The organism is Bradyrhizobium australiense (genome assembly GCF_013114825.1).
Taxonomy (GTDB): Bacteria; Pseudomonadota; Alphaproteobacteria; order Rhizobiales; family Xanthobacteraceae; genus Bradyrhizobium; species Bradyrhizobium australiense.
The window spans coordinates 726,628-741,508 of the sequence record NZ_JAAVLX010000001.1 but is presented as its reverse complement, the minus strand read 5'-3'; the positions used below and the strand labels follow the sequence as shown (position 1 = coordinate 741,508).

Genomic DNA, 14,881 nt, shown 5'->3' with positions numbered 1-14,881 from the left:
CTATTCAGCCGCGCTGGTCATGCTCGGCGGCGGTGCGAACGCCGCCTCCAGCGCTTCAAATTCGAGCGGGAGCATGTCGCAGAGAACCTGGACATGCGGAATGATGTTGGCGCCGGCGATGAAGCCGAAATCGAGCTGGTCGCGGTAGCTCTGCACGGTGATGTTGAGCGCAATGCCGTGCGTCGAGATCGACACCGGGAAGATGTGCAGCAGCTCAGCGCCGGCGGCATACAGCGTCTGCCGCGGCCCCGGCACGTTTGATACGGTGATGTTGGCCGCCGGCGGCAGCACGTCGGAGAGGTTGGAGCGGCTGTAGAGCAGCGCAAGGATCTGGGTCACGATCGGCGCGCCCAGCATCGAGAGGTTGGAGACTTGCGGCATCAGCGCCCGCAGCGGATGCGACATCTCCTTCGACTTGGTGGATTGCGCGATGATGGTTTCCAGCCGCGTCTTGGGATCGTCGACATTGGTGGCGATCGCGCAGATCATGCCGAACACCTGGTTGTTGGCTTCGGCGTTGCCCTCCTCGCGCAGCGAGATCGGCACCGCAGCCGTCAGGGATTTGCTGGGCAGTGCGCCTTGGCTGATCAAATAGCGCCGCACCACGCCTGAAGACAGCGCCAGCACGACGTCGTTGAGCTTGCCGCCGGACGCCTTTGCCAGCCCCTTTGCGCGCGACAGCGAGATCGAGGTGCCGGCGAAGCTGCGTTCCGACGAGATCGTCTTGTTGAGGATGGTCGGCGGCGAGGCCATGCTGGCCAGGCTGTCGCGCGACTTCGGATCCGAAATTTTGCCGACTACGTCGGACATGCTCTTCAGCATCGTCGGAATGCTGCTGGCGAATTTTACCGCGCTCTCGATCTGGAACATGGCGTTATCGAAGAGGATCGAGCCGAGATCGCTTTTTCCCGAGCGCGGCAGTTCGAGACTCTTCGGCGCCGCCTTAGGGTCGAACGGCTGGGTCCAGAGCTGCTGGTAGGAATCGATCAGATTGGCGGCAATGTCGCGCGGCTCCGGCGCCACCTTGCGCGCCGTCGGCGGATCGACCTGACGCGGCACCGGCGTGATGTCGTAGATCATGCTGGTGAGCGCGGCACCGGCGCCACCGTCGATGCAGGCGTGGTGCATCTTGGAATAAAGTCCGATCTCGTTGTCCTTCATGCCTTCGAAGACATAGAACTCCCAGAGCGGGCGGGCGCGGTTGAGCAATTTGGCATGCATCCAGCCGACGATGCGCTCCAGCGTCGCGCGATCGCGCGGCGCCGGCAGGCTGGCGCGGAAGATGTGGCGGTCGATATCGAACTGGTCGTCCTCCACCCAGGACGGATGATCGATGTCGAGCGGCGCCTTCTGCAGACGGGCTTTCAGGATCGGCGCGATGTGCAGCCGCGAGGCGATCATCGCCTTGAACTCTTCGAAGAAGTCGCCCTTGTAGTCGTCGGGCAGGCGGAAGATCGCCATGCTGCCGACATGCATCGGCATTTCCGGGGTTTCCAGATACAGAAACGACGCGTCCAGCGAAGACAGCTTCCTGGCGTCCGCCATATTTTCCTCCCGCAGTAGAAAACGCGGCGCCTTGGCGGCGCTTCTGGCGTCTGGAATGTCTTTTTTATTGGAGCATATCCGAAAGCCGACAGCCATCCTGCATCAATTGCAGAACGGGACTTTTCGCGATTACGCCCTTGGCTCAGCGCGTTGGTTCAGGATTGTGCATTTTCGGCGGGGCCGTAGGCAATGGCAAATGGTCCTGATCGGTCAAAATGCTTAAATTCGCCCTCCGCCTGCGCCAGGCGATCGGCTACTGCCCACAATGCTGCGGGGTTGACGCCGAGCCCGATATGGCTGGCGAAGTGCACCTCGATGTTTTCGGCGGTTGCGGAGGGGCGCAACAGGCTGGTGTGCCAGTTCACGATGCCGTCGGTCCGGGAATAGATCGAGGTCGCCGGCACCGGCAGGTCACCGGCGATCGCCAAACGGATTTCCGGATTGTCGTCGACGGTTTCCCCTGACAACGCCTCATAGAGCCGCGTGGCATTTGTCGCCCGGATGTCGTTGGCAAACGGGCTGCCGAGTGTGATCACCGAGCGCACCATGTCCGGCATCTGCAGTGCGAGATCGCGCGCATAGACGCCACCGAGACTCCAGCCAACGAGACTGACCTTTCGGCCAGTGGCTTCATAGATATGCCTCAGCAGACCTTGCACTGCTCCGCGCTTGGAAGCGACGCCGCCGAAATTGCGGCCCAAATCCCAAGCATAGGTGTCGTAGCCGAGTTCTTTCAGATAGCGCCGCATCGGCGCCATCGAAAGATCGCTGGCGAGAAAGCCCGGGAGCGCCAGCACCGGATGCCCATCGCCCCTCGGCGCGCGCAATAAGAGCGGCGACAGCAACAGGCTCGAGTTCAGTTCGAACAGCGCCCGCGTTTCGGCCAGCATCAGGAAGAGACTTGGCGGCCGAAGCCGCTTCTCTTCCGTTGCCGCACCGCCTTCCGCGATGGCCACTCTCACTTGTCCTTCTTGGCCATGCCGCCGAGCCCGGCCATGGTCACGAACATATCCTGGAATCGCTCGGCAACCTTGGGATCGAACGTGAACCAGCTCTGGATCAGCGACTCCGGCGAGACCTTTTCGATATTTGCCATCACCTGCTGCTGCATCTTTTCCATCACAGCGGTCTGCATCGGCGAGACGTCGGGCAATCCGAAGAACTGCCTCGCCTCCAGCGGCGTGCAATCGATTTCGACGTTAACTTTCATGACCGCTCCTTATCGCTGCCCTCGCTGCAGTATCGCCACGATGGACCGAGTCACGCAAGGACAACAGCCGGTCCCCGGCCCGCTCAATTCCCGATATGGTCAACCAAAGCGTTCGATGGCAAACGGCCTGACATCGGCAAACGGGGTCTCGCCGGTCATCATTTCGGCCAGCAGGCGGCCGGTGGCGGGTCCAAGCGTCAGGCCGTGGTGTTGGTGACCGAAATCGAACCATAACCCGCTGTGTCGGGGAGCCTTGCCGATGACCGGCAGCATATCGGGCAGACAGGGCCGCGCGCCCATCCAGGGCTTGGCGTCGACCGGGGCGCCCAGCGGGAACAGTCTGTGGGCCCGCGGCAAGGCCCGCTCGACCTGGATCGGCGTTGGTGGTGCATCGCGGTGGGCAAACTCGGCGCCGGTGGTGAGCCGAATGCCGCGATTCATCGGCGCCAGGAGGTAACCGAGATCGGTGTCCAGCACGGGATGATTCAAGACCGCGTTGCCGCGCGGCTTGAGGTGCAAATGATAGCCACGCTTGACCTGAAGCGGGATCGAATAGCCGAGCGGCGCGAGGATCTGGTCCGACCACGGGCCCATCGCCACCACGACTTCGCGTGCCGTAATGGTGCCTTCCAGGGTTGCTACCCGCCACCGTCCGCTCGCCTGTTCGAGCGTTCGGGCATCACCGACCAGATAGCGCCCGCCCTTGCGGCCGAACAGCGCCGCATAGGCCTTGGCCAGCCCACCGGGATCGGGGACAAATCCCGGCGCGGGAAAATGGATCGCGCCGCTGAAATCGCCGATCAGATGCGGCTCGCGCGCCATGATCGCAGGCCGATCCAGCACCTCGCCGGCGACGCCGTGCTGCCCCGCGCGCTTGAGATCCTGCACCGCATTCGCAAGCGTCGCCTCGGAACGAAACAGCTTGATCCAGCCGGTCCGCCGCAACAACTCCGGCACGTTGGCTTCCTCAATCAGCGCCTCATGCTCGATCAGGCTGCGCTGGATCAGCGGCAATTCGGCCATTGCGCTGTGCAGTGCACGCTCAGGTGAAGAGGCGAGGAAATATCGCGTCAGCCACGGCAAGAAGGCGGGCAAATCCCTGAAATGGTAACGCACCTGCGGCGCGCGCAGAAACGCGTAGCGCAGGATCTGGCCCACGTCCCGCGGAAACATATAGGGAAAGACCGAAGCGCATTCGATCAGCCCGCCATTGCCGTAACTGGTTTCCTCGCCGGCTGTGTCATGGCGGTCGATCAGAACCACGTTCCGGCCGCGTTTCTGCAGGTGCAAAGCGGCGCTGACGCCGACCATGCCCGCACCCAAGACGAGAACGTCGGCCTTCAGTTCCGCCATTCGGCACTCCGGAAGTTCAATGTAACGTGCTTGCGCATACGTCTTGAGCTGAGACTAGTCATTTTAAGCTGAGACTAGTCATTGCCGCACCGCCGCGCAAACCGGCACGCAGTGCGGGATAATGAAGCTTGCGCGGCGGCTGGACTCTGGCAACATGGCTCGGCAATATCCGGCGGAAATTGCTGATCAAAGCGGGGAAATCGAACAAATGTCGGTACGTCAGACTTTGCTTGCAGCGGCCACGGCTTGCATCCTAGCCGTGGCAATGGCGCCGGCATCGGCCCAGACCCTGCGCTATGCCAATCAGGGCGACCTCAAGTCGCTCGACCCGTACACGCTCAACGAGAGCACCACCCACGCCCATCTCGGGCACATCTTTGAAGGTCTCATCGCCCGCGACAAGGATCTGAAGATCATCCCCGCTCTGGCGGAGAAATGGGAAACGCCGGAGCCAACCCGGTGGCGGTTCCATTTGCGCAAGGGCGTGAAATTCCAGAACGGCGACCCCTTCACTGCCGACGACGTCGTGTTCTCGGCGGAACGTGTTCAGAAGAAGGGCTCGAACCTGCAGACCCGCATTCCCAGCGGTACCAAGGTCGTCAAGGTCGATGACTACACGGTGGACTTCATCCTGACCTCGCCCAATCCCATTCTCAATTCGCAATGGGATACCTGGTACATCATGAGCAAGAAGTGGGCCGAGGCCAACAACGCCGTCGAACCCACGCCTGCGGCAGCAACGACACCAAGCTTTGCCTCGCTCAACGCCAACGGCACCGGCGCCTTTTCGGTCGAAAGCCACCAGCCGGGCGTCAAGACCGTATTCAAGGCCAACCCGAACTGGTGGCGCAAGCCCGAACATAACCTCAAGGAAATCATCTTCACGCCGATCGGCTCCGATGCCACACGCGTTGCCGCGCTGCTGTCCGGCGAAGTCGACGTCATCGAGCCAGTTCCGATCCAGGATATTACGCGGGTGGATTCGAGCCAGAACGCCCAGGTGCTGAAGGGACCGGAACTTCGCACCATCTTCATCGGCATGGATCAGGTGCGTGACGAACTGCTCTACTCCAACGTCAAGGGCAAGAATCCTTTCAAGGACATCAAGGTGCGCGAGGCCTTCTTCAAGGCCATCGATATCGAGTTGATCAAGACCCGCGTCATGCGCGGCCTGTCGACGCCTTCGGCGCTAATGATCGCCCCGCAACTGTTCAAGCTGTCCGGTGACTTCAAGCGGCCGAAATTCGATCCCGACGGCGCCAAGAAGCTTCTGACCGAAGCCGGCTATCCCGATGGGTTCGAAGTCACGATGGACTGCCCCAACGACCGCTATGTCAACGACGCCGCGATCTGTCAGGCCGTCGTCGGCATGCTGGCCCGCATCGGCGTCAAGGTGACGCTGCTGGCCCAGCCCAAGGCGCAGTATTTCGCCAAGGTGCTGAAGCCCGGTGGCTATCAGACCTCGTTCTATCTGCTCGGCTGGACGCCCGGCACGCTCGATTCCCACAACGTGCTGCATGACATCATGGGCTGTCGCGACGATCCGAAGTCCAATCGCGGCGAGGCCAATCTCGGCGGCTACTGCAACAAGAAGGTCGACGAACTCGCAGAGAAGGTCTTGCAGGAAACCGACACCAACAAGCGCGACCTCCTGATCAAGGAAGCGTTCGAGATCGCCGCAAAGGATTTCGGCTATATCCCGCTGCACCAGCAGGCGCTGGCCTGGGGCGTGTCGAAGAAAGTGAAACTGAGCCAGCGCGCCGACAATCAGGTCCTGCTCTACTGGGCAACCAAACAGGATTAGTCGGGCTCGACACAGGTCCCGGTGGCTCTAGCGGCTTCCGGGACTTTTCGTTTCCAGGCGACAGCGATGTCCGCCGCCGCACCACGAGAGCAGTGAAAGGAATACATGCTCGCTTTCACTCTTCGCCGCGCTATCCAGGCCATCGGCGTCATGATCGCAGTCGGCGTCATCGCGTTCTCGATGTTCCGTTTCGCTGGCGATCCCGTCAACCAGATTGTCTCCCTGGATACGCCGGCCGCCGAGCGCGAGGCGGTGCGCAAGTCGCTCGGGCTCGACGATCCCGTGCCGGTGCAGTTCGCGCGCTATTTCGGCAACGCCGCGCAATTCAAGTTCGGGGTGTCCTACCAATTCCGCCAGCCGGTTTCGAACCTGCTGATGGAGCGGATGCCGGCGACGCTGGAACTCGCGGCCTGCGCCACGGTGTTCGCGATGGTGTTCGGCATCCTGATGGGGGTCTATTCGGCGCTGCGGCGCGATACGATCCTGACAAAATTCTTCCAGGCGGTGTCGCTGATCGGAATCTCCCTGCCGACCTTCCTGATCGGCATTCTCCTGATCTACCTGTTTTCTGTTACGCTCGGCTGGCTGCCTTCATTCGGCCGCGGCGACGTGGTGCGGATCGGCTGGTGGACCACCGGCCTGCTCACTCTTTCCGGCCTGAAGGCGCTGATCATGCCATCGATTACGCTAGGCCTGTTCCAGATGACCTTGATCATGCGGCTGGTGCGCGCCGAAATGCTTGAAGTGCTCCGCACCGACTACATCCGCTTCGCCCGCGCCCGCGGCCTGACCACGCGCGCGATCCATTTCGGCCACGCGCTGAAGAACACGCTGGTCCCCGTCATCACTGTCGCTGGCTTGCAGTTTGGCTCGGTTATTGCATTTGCGATCATCACCGAAACCGTCTTCCAGTGGCCGGGTATGGGATTGTTGTTCGTACAGGCCGTGCAAAATGTCGATATCCCGATCATGGCCGCCTACCTGCTAATGGTGTCGCTGATTTTCGTCACCATCAATCTGGTGGTCGACATTCTCTACACCATCGTCGATCCGCGCCTGCGCTCGACCATCCGCCGTCCGGCATAAGCGAGACATCCGATGTCCGACGCCGTCGTCCCACACCGAGTAGAGCCGAATGCGCCGGCGGCGCGTTCCGGCACGGGTTGGCTGAAGCGCGCGCTCGACAGCGACATTTTCTATTCGTTCCGCCGGTCCCGAATGACGATGGTGGCGGCGGCCGTCACCATCCTGTTCTTCCTGCTGGCGATCTTTGCATCGCAACTTGCGGTGCAAAACCCGTTCGATCCGGCGCAACTGCAATTGATGAATTCGCGCATCTCGCCGCTGTGGACCGCCGAAGGCCAGAGCCCGTTCCTGCTCGGCACCGACGAACAGGGCCGCGACGTCTTTTCCGCCATCCTCTACGGCCTGCGGATTTCGCTTGTCGTCGGCGTGCTCGGCGTCATCTTTGCCGGCACGCTCGGCATCACCCTTGGCCTCATTGCAGGCTATGTCGGTGGCGCGATTGACGGGCTGATCATGCGTATCGCCGACGTGCAGCTCACCTTCCCGGCGATCCTGATTGCGCTCTTGGTCAACGGCGTCGCCAAATCCGTGTTCGGCAACCGGCTGGATGCCATGAGCACGCTGGCGGTGCTGGTGGTCGCGATCGGTCTCAGTTTCTGGGTGCAATACGCCCGCACCGTGCGCGGCTCGGTGATGGTCGAGAAGAACAAGGACTACGTCGCGGCCGCGCAACTGATCGGCCTGCCCGCGCCAAAAATCATGCTGCGGCACGTGCTGCCCAACACCATGGGACCGATCCTGGTGATCGCGACCATCAACCTCGCGCTCGCCATCATCACCGAGGCGACGCTGTCGTTCCTCGGCGCCGGCATGCCCGACACCATGCCCTCGCTCGGCACCTTGATCCGGATCGGCAACAATTATCTGTTCGCCGGCGAATGGTGGATCGTCGCTTTCCCCGGCATTGCGCTGGCGGGACTGATCCTCTCCATCAACCTGCTCGGCGACTGGCTGCGCGACGCGCTCAATCCAAAACTCCGATGACCGTTCCTGTCCTCTCCGTGCGTAATCTCGAGGTCGAATTTCTCACCCGCCGCAGCACGCTGCGCGCCATCAATGGCGTGTCCTTCGATATCGCCAAGGGCGAAGTGCTCGGCGTGGTCGGCGAATCCGGCGCCGGTAAATCGGTCACGGGACTAGCCGTGATCGGGCTGATCGATCCTCCCGGCCGCATCGCGGGCGGCGAGATCTATCTGTCGGGGACGCGGATCGATCACCTGCCGCCGGAAGAAATCCGCCGCATCCGGGGCAAACGGATCGGGATGATCTTTCAGGATCCGCTGACGAGCCTCAATCCGCTCTACCGGATCGGCGACCAGATCGTCGAGACGATCCGAACACACATGAATCTGTCGGAGACCGCAGCGCGCAAGCGCGCCGTCGATCTCTTGGCCGAGGTCGGAATCCCTGCGCCGGACAAGCGCATCGACGCCTATCCGCACGAATTCTCCGGCGGCATGCGCCAGCGCGTCGTGATCGCGCTGGCGATCTGCGCCGAGCCGGAACTGATCATTGCCGACGAGCCGACCACCGCGCTCGACGTCTCCGTGCAGGCGCAGATCATTTCGCTGATCAAACGCCTCGGGCGCGACCACGGCACCGCCGTCATGCTGGTCACCCACGACATGGGCGTGATCGCCGAGACCTCCGACCGGGTCGCGGTGATGTATTCGGGCCGCATCGCCGAGATCGGCCCGGTGCAGGATGTGGTGCAGAACCCGCTGCATCCCTATGCGAAAGGCTTGATGGGCGCGATCCCAACGCTCGCCGGCGAAGACAAGCGGCTGGTGCAAATTCCCGGCTCGATGCCGCGGCTGTCGGCGATCCCGCCGGGCTGCCCATTTAATCCGCGCTGCGCCTTTGTGTTCGACCGCTGCCGCGTCGACCGGCCGGAGCCGCTCAAGCACGGCTCGCACGCCGTGGCCTGTCATCTCTTCGATACCACGCCCCATGAAGCGGCGAAGGAGACCGCGGCATGAGTCCGCCCTTTGTCGATGTCAGGAATTTGCGCCGCGTGTTCGACGTCTCAAAGCCGTGGCTCAATCGCGTGCTGGAAGGCGGCCATCTGGAATTTCTGAAGGCCGTCGATGGCGTGACCTTCGACATCAGGAAGGGCGAGACGTTCGCTCTCGTCGGGGAATCCGGCTCGGGCAAGACCACCGTGGCGCGGATGGTTGTGGGACTGCTGCCGCCGAGTTCGGGCGAGGTCATCATCGACGGCGTCTCGATGACGAGTGCCAGGCAAGCGCAAGCACGGCAGCGGCTGCGCCGCCGCATCCAGATGATTTTTCAGGACCCCTACGCGAGCCTCAATCCCCGCTTTCGGGTCGATGCCATCGTGTCCGAGCCGATCCGAGCTTTCGATCTGATCCAGGGCGAGCGCGATATTCGCCTGCGCGTAGGCGAATTGTTGAGCCTCGTCGGCCTGCACCCCGACGATGGACTAAAATATCCGCACGAATTTTCCGGCGGCCAGCGCCAGCGCATCGCGATTGCGCGTGCGCTGGCCTCCGAAGCCGAATTCATCGTCTGCGACGAGCCGACCTCAGCGCTCGATGTTTCCGTGCAGGCGCAGATCCTCAATCTGATGCGCGACCTGCAGGACAAGTTTGGCCTGACCTATCTCTTCATCAGCCATAACCTCGCCGTGGTCCGCCACATGGCGAGCCGGATCGGCGTGATGTATCTCGGCCGTATTGTCGAGATTGCGGAAGGACGCGAGCTGTTCGCCAATCCGCGAATGCCCTACACCAAGATGCTGCTCGGCGCGGTTCCGGATCTCGCGATGTCCGGCCGGCAGCGCATTCCGGTCAAGGGCGAGATCCCCAATCCGATCGATCCGCCACCCGGCTGCGCCTTCAACCCGCGCTGTCCGCTGGCGTTCGACCTTTGCCGGCGGCAGGCGCCCGCTTTGATCGACGGTGTTGCCTGCCATGCCGTCAACCATTCGGTTGAAGCGGCGGCCTTGGTATGATCACGGGGATGGGAGCAATGCGTGGCATGCCACCGGTTGGCAGCCAGCCTCGCCTGTGGTCAAGTGCGCCAGCACCGCGATACCAGCACGGCATTGGATTCTCATGAGCAACATCAACCCCGATCCCTTCACCACAAGGCCGGAAATCGAAGGCACCTTTGGTGTCGTGACCTCGACGCACTGGATCGCCACCGCTGTCGGCATGAGCATCCTGGAAAAAGGCGGCAACGCCTTTGACGCCGGTGTTGCTACCGCCTTTACGCTGCAGGTGGTCGAGCCGCATCTGAACGGTCCGGGCGGCGACGTGCCGATCATTGTGCACGACACCAAGCGCGGCCGCACCGAGGTGATCTGCGGCCAAGGGCCTGCACCGGCGAAAGCCACGATCGCGCATTACAGGGGCGAAGGCCTGGAAATGGTGCCCGGCACCGGGCTCCTCGCCGCCTGCGTCCCCGGCACGTTTGAATCCTGGATGCTGCTGCTGCGTGACTACGGCACGATGCGGCTGCGCGACGTGCTGGAGCCCGCGATTGCCTACGCCCGCGACGGCTATCCGCTGGTCGAGCGTGCTTCCGCAACGATCCAGGTCGTCGAGCAGTTGTTCAGGAAGCACTGGACGACGTCGGCGGCGGTCTACCTGCCGAGCAACGAAGTGCCAAAACCCGGCACGCTCTTTACCAACAAGCAGCTCTCGGAGACCTATGCCCGCATTCTCAAGGAGGCCGAGAGCGCAGGCTCCGACCGCGTGGCGCAGATCGAGCGCGCCCGAAAATCCTGGTCGCAGGGTTTTGTGGCGGAAGCGATCGACAAGTTCTGCCGCACGCAGGAAGTGATGGACGTCTCCGGCTCACCGCATCGCGGCGTGCTAAGCGCCGACGACATGGCGCGCTGGCAGCCGACCGTCGAGGCGCCGCTCACTTACGACTATGGCCGCTATACCGTCTGCAAACCCGGCGTCTGGAGCCAGGGTCCTGTGATGCTGCAGCAGCTCGCGCTGCTGAAGGGCTTTGAACTTGACGGGCTCGATCCTGCCGGGCCCGACTTCATCCATCTGCAGATCGAATGCGCGAAACTCGCCTTCGCCGATCGCGAGAAATTCTACGGCGACCCCAAATTCACCGACATCCCGATCGCGACCTTGCTGTCGGACGCCTACAATGACGAACGCCGCAAGCTGATCTCTAGAGATAAAGCCTCGCTCGACTTTGTCCCCGGCTCGATCGAAGGCTTTGGTTCGGTCGTCAAGCTGCGCCGTGCCGAAGGCCATCGCGACGCGGTCGGCGCCATGGGCGCGGGCGAGCCGACGGTCGGCCGGTTCGGCGAGGTGCGCGGCGACACCGTGCATTTCGACATCATCGACCAGGCCGGCAACATGATCTCGGCGACGCCGTCCGGCGGCTGGCTGCAATCCTCACCGGTCATTCCCGAACTCGGCTTCTGCCTCGGCAGTCGCGCGCAGATGTTCTGGCTGGAAGAGGATCACCCGGCCGCGCTCGCGCCGGGCAAACGTCCGCGCACCACGCTCTCGCCCACGATGGCGCTGCGCGATGGCGAGCCGTACATGGCCTGGGGCTCACCCGGCGGCGACCAGCAGGACCAATGGACCACGCAATTCTTTCTGCGCCATATCCACGCCAAACTGAACCTGCAGGAAGCGATCGATGCGCCCGCCTGGCACTCCGAGCATTTCCCGATCTCGTTCTGGCCGCGCACCGCGCGGCCCGGCGTGCTCGTGCTCGAAAGTCGCGTGCCGAGCGCGACGGTCGACACGCTGGAGAGCCGCGGCCATGTCGTCGAGATCGGCCCCGACTGGTCGGAAGGCCGCCTCACCGCAGCCTCCAGGGTCGGCAGCCGCCGCCGCGCCGCCGCCAATCCGAGGGGCATGCAGGGCTACGCGGCGGGACGATAGCTAGAGAAGAGACAAGATGACCTGGTCGATCATCGCCCGCGATCCCCAAACCGGCCAGATCGGTATCGCCGTCGCGACCCGATTTTTCGCAGTCGGCGCGCGCGTGCCGCATATCGCGCCCGGCATCGGCGGCATCGCAACGCAGGCGCTGGTCAACCCCTACTACGGCATTGACGGCGTGAAGCTGTTGCAGGAAGGCCGCAGCCCCCGTGAGGTGGTGGACACGCTGATTGCCGCCGACGATGGTCGCGAGAGCCGACAACTGCATGTCATGGATGCACAAGGCCGGATCGCCGCGCATACCGGAGCCGAATGCATCGACTGGTGCGGACATCTGCAGGGCGATGGCTTTTCCCTTGCCGGCAACATGTTGGCGGGCGGCGCCGTGCTCGATGAAACGGCGAAAGTCTATGTCGCCAACGCCGCCCTGCCCTTTGCGCAGCGGCTGATCGCGGCGATGAAGGCCGGCGAGGCCGCCGGCGGCGACAAGCGCGGCAAGCAATCCGCGGCGCTGTTGATCCATGGCGAGGAGGAATGGTCCGATCTCGACCTGCGCGTCGACGACCACACCGATCCGCTCGCCGAGCTCGAACGTCTCGAACAGGTGAGCCGCGAGCGCTGGGTGCATTTCCGCCCGTTCCTGCCGACGCGGAAGAACCCGGCCGGGATCACCGATCGTGCAGTGATCGAGCAGGCCGCGACGACAGGCAAGGCATGACCGAGAGTCCGCTGATCGAAATCGAGGGCCTGCGCGTCGTCTTCCACGGCGATGATGGCCGCACCACCCACGCAGTCGACGGTGTCGATCTCAGCGTGGCCAACGGCGCGACGCTCGGGTTGGTCGGCGAATCCGGCTGCGGCAAGAGCGTGACTTCGCTCGCCGTCATGGGATTATTGCCAAGGCGTTCCGCTGAGGTCTCGGGCTCGATCCGTTTCGACGGTTTTGATCTGCTCGATATCCCCGACGACACGCTGCGCGACCTGCGCGGCAACCGGCTTGCGATGATCTTTCAGGAGCCGATGACTTCGCTCAACCCGAGCTTCACCATCGGCGACCAGATCGTCGAAACCATCCTGCGCCATCGCGGGGGGTCGCGGCGGCAGGCGCGCGAGCGCGCCATCGAGCTGCTGCGGCGCGTCCACATCCCCTCGCCTGAAAAACGCATCGATGAATATCCGCACAAACTCTCCGGCGGCATGCGCCAGCGCGTGATGATCGCGATGGCGCTGGCCTGCGACCCGCGCCTTCTGATCGCGGACGAGCCGACCACCGCGCTCGACGTCACCCTGCAGGCGCAGATCCTCGATTTGATGCGCGAGCTGAAGGCCGCGAGCGGCGCCGCGATCATCCTGATCACCCACGACCTCGGCGTGGTCGCCGAGGTCTGCGACGAGGTCGCGGTGATGTATGCCGGTGAGATCGTCGAGCGGGCGCCGGTCGACGAGCTCTTCGCCAATCCACAGCATCCCTACACCGTCGGCCTGCTCGGTTCGATCCCGCGACTCGGCCGCCGCGCCTCACATCTGGCGACGATCGAGGGCATGGTGCCGAACATGACGAACCCGCCCGCCGGCTGCCGCTTTGCCGCGCGCTGTCCGTTTGTCGTCGAAGCCTGCATCGCCGCGCCGCCGCCGCTTGCGATCGTGAGCGCGGGCCATGCCTCGCGCTGTATCCGCGCGCCGCTGGAGCGGCTGGTATCATGATCGCGCCGCTCTCCGCTCTCGTTCCCCGGGCGCAGTGCAGCGCAAGCGAAGCGCGGCGGTGCACTGCAGAACCGGGGCCCATCTGTGGTCTCACGCACTTTGGCTCCCGGTTCTGCAGCGCATCGCTCTGCGCTGCGCCGCGCCCGGAACACGATACGGGCGGGAGCACATCATGACCGCGCTCCTCGAAGTCGATGGCCTCGTAAAGCATTTCGTCGCCGCGCGATCGGTGTTCGGCCGCCCCACCGCCTACGTCAAGGCGGTCGACGGTGTCAGCTTCACGGTTGAGGCCGGCAAGACGCTGGCGCTGGTCGGCGAATCGGGCTGCGGCAAATCCACCGTCAGCCGGCTGGTGCTGCGGCTGATTGAGCCGGATGCGGGCAGCGTTCGCTTCGAGGGCCGCGATCTCGGCACGCTCAGCGCCAACGAATTACGCGCGTTCCGCCGCCATGCGCAGATTATTTTTCAGGACCCCTATGCCTCCTTGAACCCGCGCATGACGGTGAGCCAGATCCTGAGCGAGCCGCTGGCGCTGCACGATCTGGTGCCGGCCCCGCGCCGTCGTGAACGGGTCGAGCAGCTGCTACGGCTGGTCGGACTCGAGCCCCGTTTCGCGCGCCGCTACCCGCATGAATTTTCCGGCGGCCAGCGCCAGCGTATCGCCATTGCGCGGGCGCTCGCCGTGGAGCCAAAACTGATCATCTGCGACGAGCCGGTCTCCGCGCTCGACGTCTCGATCCGCTCGCAAATCCTCAATCTGCTGCGCGACCTGCAGAACCGGCTCGGCCTCGCCTACATCTTCGTCTCGCACGATCTGGCGGTCGTGAAGCACATCGCCGACCGCGTCGCCGTGATGAATCTCGGTGGCATCGTTGAGACCGCGGACGCTGCGGCGCTGTTCGCCGCGCCCCGGCATCCCTATAGCCGCGCGCTGCTGTCGGCGATCCCTGTACCCAAACCGCAGGCCCGGCGCGGCCGCATCGTGCTGGAAGGCGAGATGCCAAGCGCGCTCAATCCGCCCTCCGGCTGCCGCTTTCACACCCGCTGTCCTTACGTCATAGAGCGCTGCCGCACCGAAATTCCGCCCCTGCTCGCCGACGGCGCGGGACACGCCGCGGCGTGTCACCGCACGGCCGAATTGCCGTCGCCCGGAGCCATCGTTCCCGCCGATGGCGGCTTCTCGCCGGTGCTGGAAAAATTGGTCGCCGCCTTCAGCGGTGGCACGGAAGGTGCACGCCGCGGCGGGGTTGATATATCAGTGACCCGGCCAAGTGCGGTGTAATCGTGGATAAGGGG

13 protein-coding genes are annotated in these 14,881 nt (G+C 63.7%); 9 read left to right on the top strand and 4 right to left on the bottom strand.

From position 1 onward, the window contains the following. From HCN58_RS03325 to HCN58_RS03310, 4 genes are all read right to left on the bottom strand, one after another. A complete protein-coding gene (locus HCN58_RS03325) occupies window positions 1-1,545 on the bottom strand; it encodes a WS/DGAT/MGAT family O-acyltransferase (protein WP_171577922.1) in 1,545 nt (514 codons plus the stop codon). A 155-nt stretch (window positions 1,546-1,700) separates the two neighbouring features. After that, window positions 1,701-2,435, bottom strand: a complete 735-nt coding sequence (locus HCN58_RS03320; RefSeq protein ID WP_235983351.1) for an esterase/lipase family protein — start codon at window positions 2,433-2,435, stop codon at window positions 1,701-1,703. 68 nt (window positions 2,436-2,503) lie between these two features. Then, on the bottom strand, window positions 2,504-2,755 hold the full coding sequence (locus HCN58_RS03315) for a DUF6489 family protein (protein WP_171577921.1): 252 nt from the start codon (window positions 2,753-2,755) through the stop codon (window positions 2,504-2,506). Window positions 2,756-2,854: 99 nt separating this feature from the next. Continuing rightward, a complete protein-coding gene (locus HCN58_RS03310; RefSeq protein WP_171577920.1) occupies window positions 2,855-4,108 on the bottom strand; it encodes an NAD(P)/FAD-dependent oxidoreductase in 1,254 nt (417 codons plus the stop codon). Between the two features lie 208 nt (window positions 4,109-4,316). Between HCN58_RS03310 and HCN58_RS03305 the strand changes: the two genes are divergently transcribed. The 9 genes from HCN58_RS03305 (at window position 4,317) to HCN58_RS03265 (ending at window position 14,867) form a co-directional block, all read left to right on the top strand. Then, window positions 4,317-5,912 carry an ABC transporter substrate-binding protein gene (locus HCN58_RS03305; RefSeq protein ID WP_171577919.1) on the top strand — a complete coding sequence of 532 codons (1,596 nt, stop codon included), beginning with the start codon at window positions 4,317-4,319 and terminating at the stop codon, window positions 5,910-5,912. Window positions 5,913-6,017: 105 nt separating this feature from the next. After that, a complete protein-coding gene (locus HCN58_RS03300; RefSeq protein WP_171577918.1) occupies window positions 6,018-6,998 on the top strand; it encodes an ABC transporter permease in 981 nt (326 codons plus the stop codon). A 12-nt stretch (window positions 6,999-7,010) separates the two neighbouring features. Beyond that, window positions 7,011-7,982, top strand: coding sequence for an ABC transporter permease (locus tag HCN58_RS03295; RefSeq protein ID WP_171577917.1), 972 nt, complete (start codon window positions 7,011-7,013; stop codon window positions 7,980-7,982). Further along, complete coding sequence (locus HCN58_RS03290) at window positions 7,979-8,977, top strand: ABC transporter ATP-binding protein (protein WP_171577916.1); 999 nt, start codon at window positions 7,979-7,981, stop codon at window positions 8,975-8,977. The genes HCN58_RS03295 and HCN58_RS03290 overlap by 4 nt, the downstream gene beginning before the upstream one ends. Beyond that, window positions 8,974-9,972 (top strand): ABC transporter ATP-binding protein, encoded by a 999-nt coding sequence (locus tag HCN58_RS03285; protein ID WP_171577915.1) that lies wholly within the window; start codon window positions 8,974-8,976, stop codon window positions 9,970-9,972. Before HCN58_RS03290 ends, HCN58_RS03285 begins: the two co-directional genes overlap by 4 nt. 103 nt (window positions 9,973-10,075) lie before the next feature. Next, complete coding sequence (locus tag HCN58_RS03280; protein WP_171577914.1) at window positions 10,076-11,881, top strand: gamma-glutamyltransferase family protein; 1,806 nt, start codon at window positions 10,076-10,078, stop codon at window positions 11,879-11,881. Between the two features lie 16 nt (window positions 11,882-11,897). Then, entirely contained in the window at window positions 11,898-12,599 is a 702-nt protein-coding gene (locus tag HCN58_RS03275) for a DUF1028 domain-containing protein (RefSeq protein ID WP_171577913.1), read from the top strand. Further along, entirely contained in the window at window positions 12,596-13,585 is a 990-nt protein-coding gene (locus HCN58_RS03270) for an ABC transporter ATP-binding protein (protein ID WP_171577912.1), read from the top strand. The genes HCN58_RS03275 and HCN58_RS03270 overlap by 4 nt, the downstream gene beginning before the upstream one ends. 172 nt (window positions 13,586-13,757) lie before the next feature. Further along, entirely contained in the window at window positions 13,758-14,867 is a 1,110-nt protein-coding gene (locus HCN58_RS03265; protein ID WP_171577911.1) for an ABC transporter ATP-binding protein, read from the top strand. The last annotated feature ends 14 nt before the right edge of the window (window positions 14,868-14,881 follow it).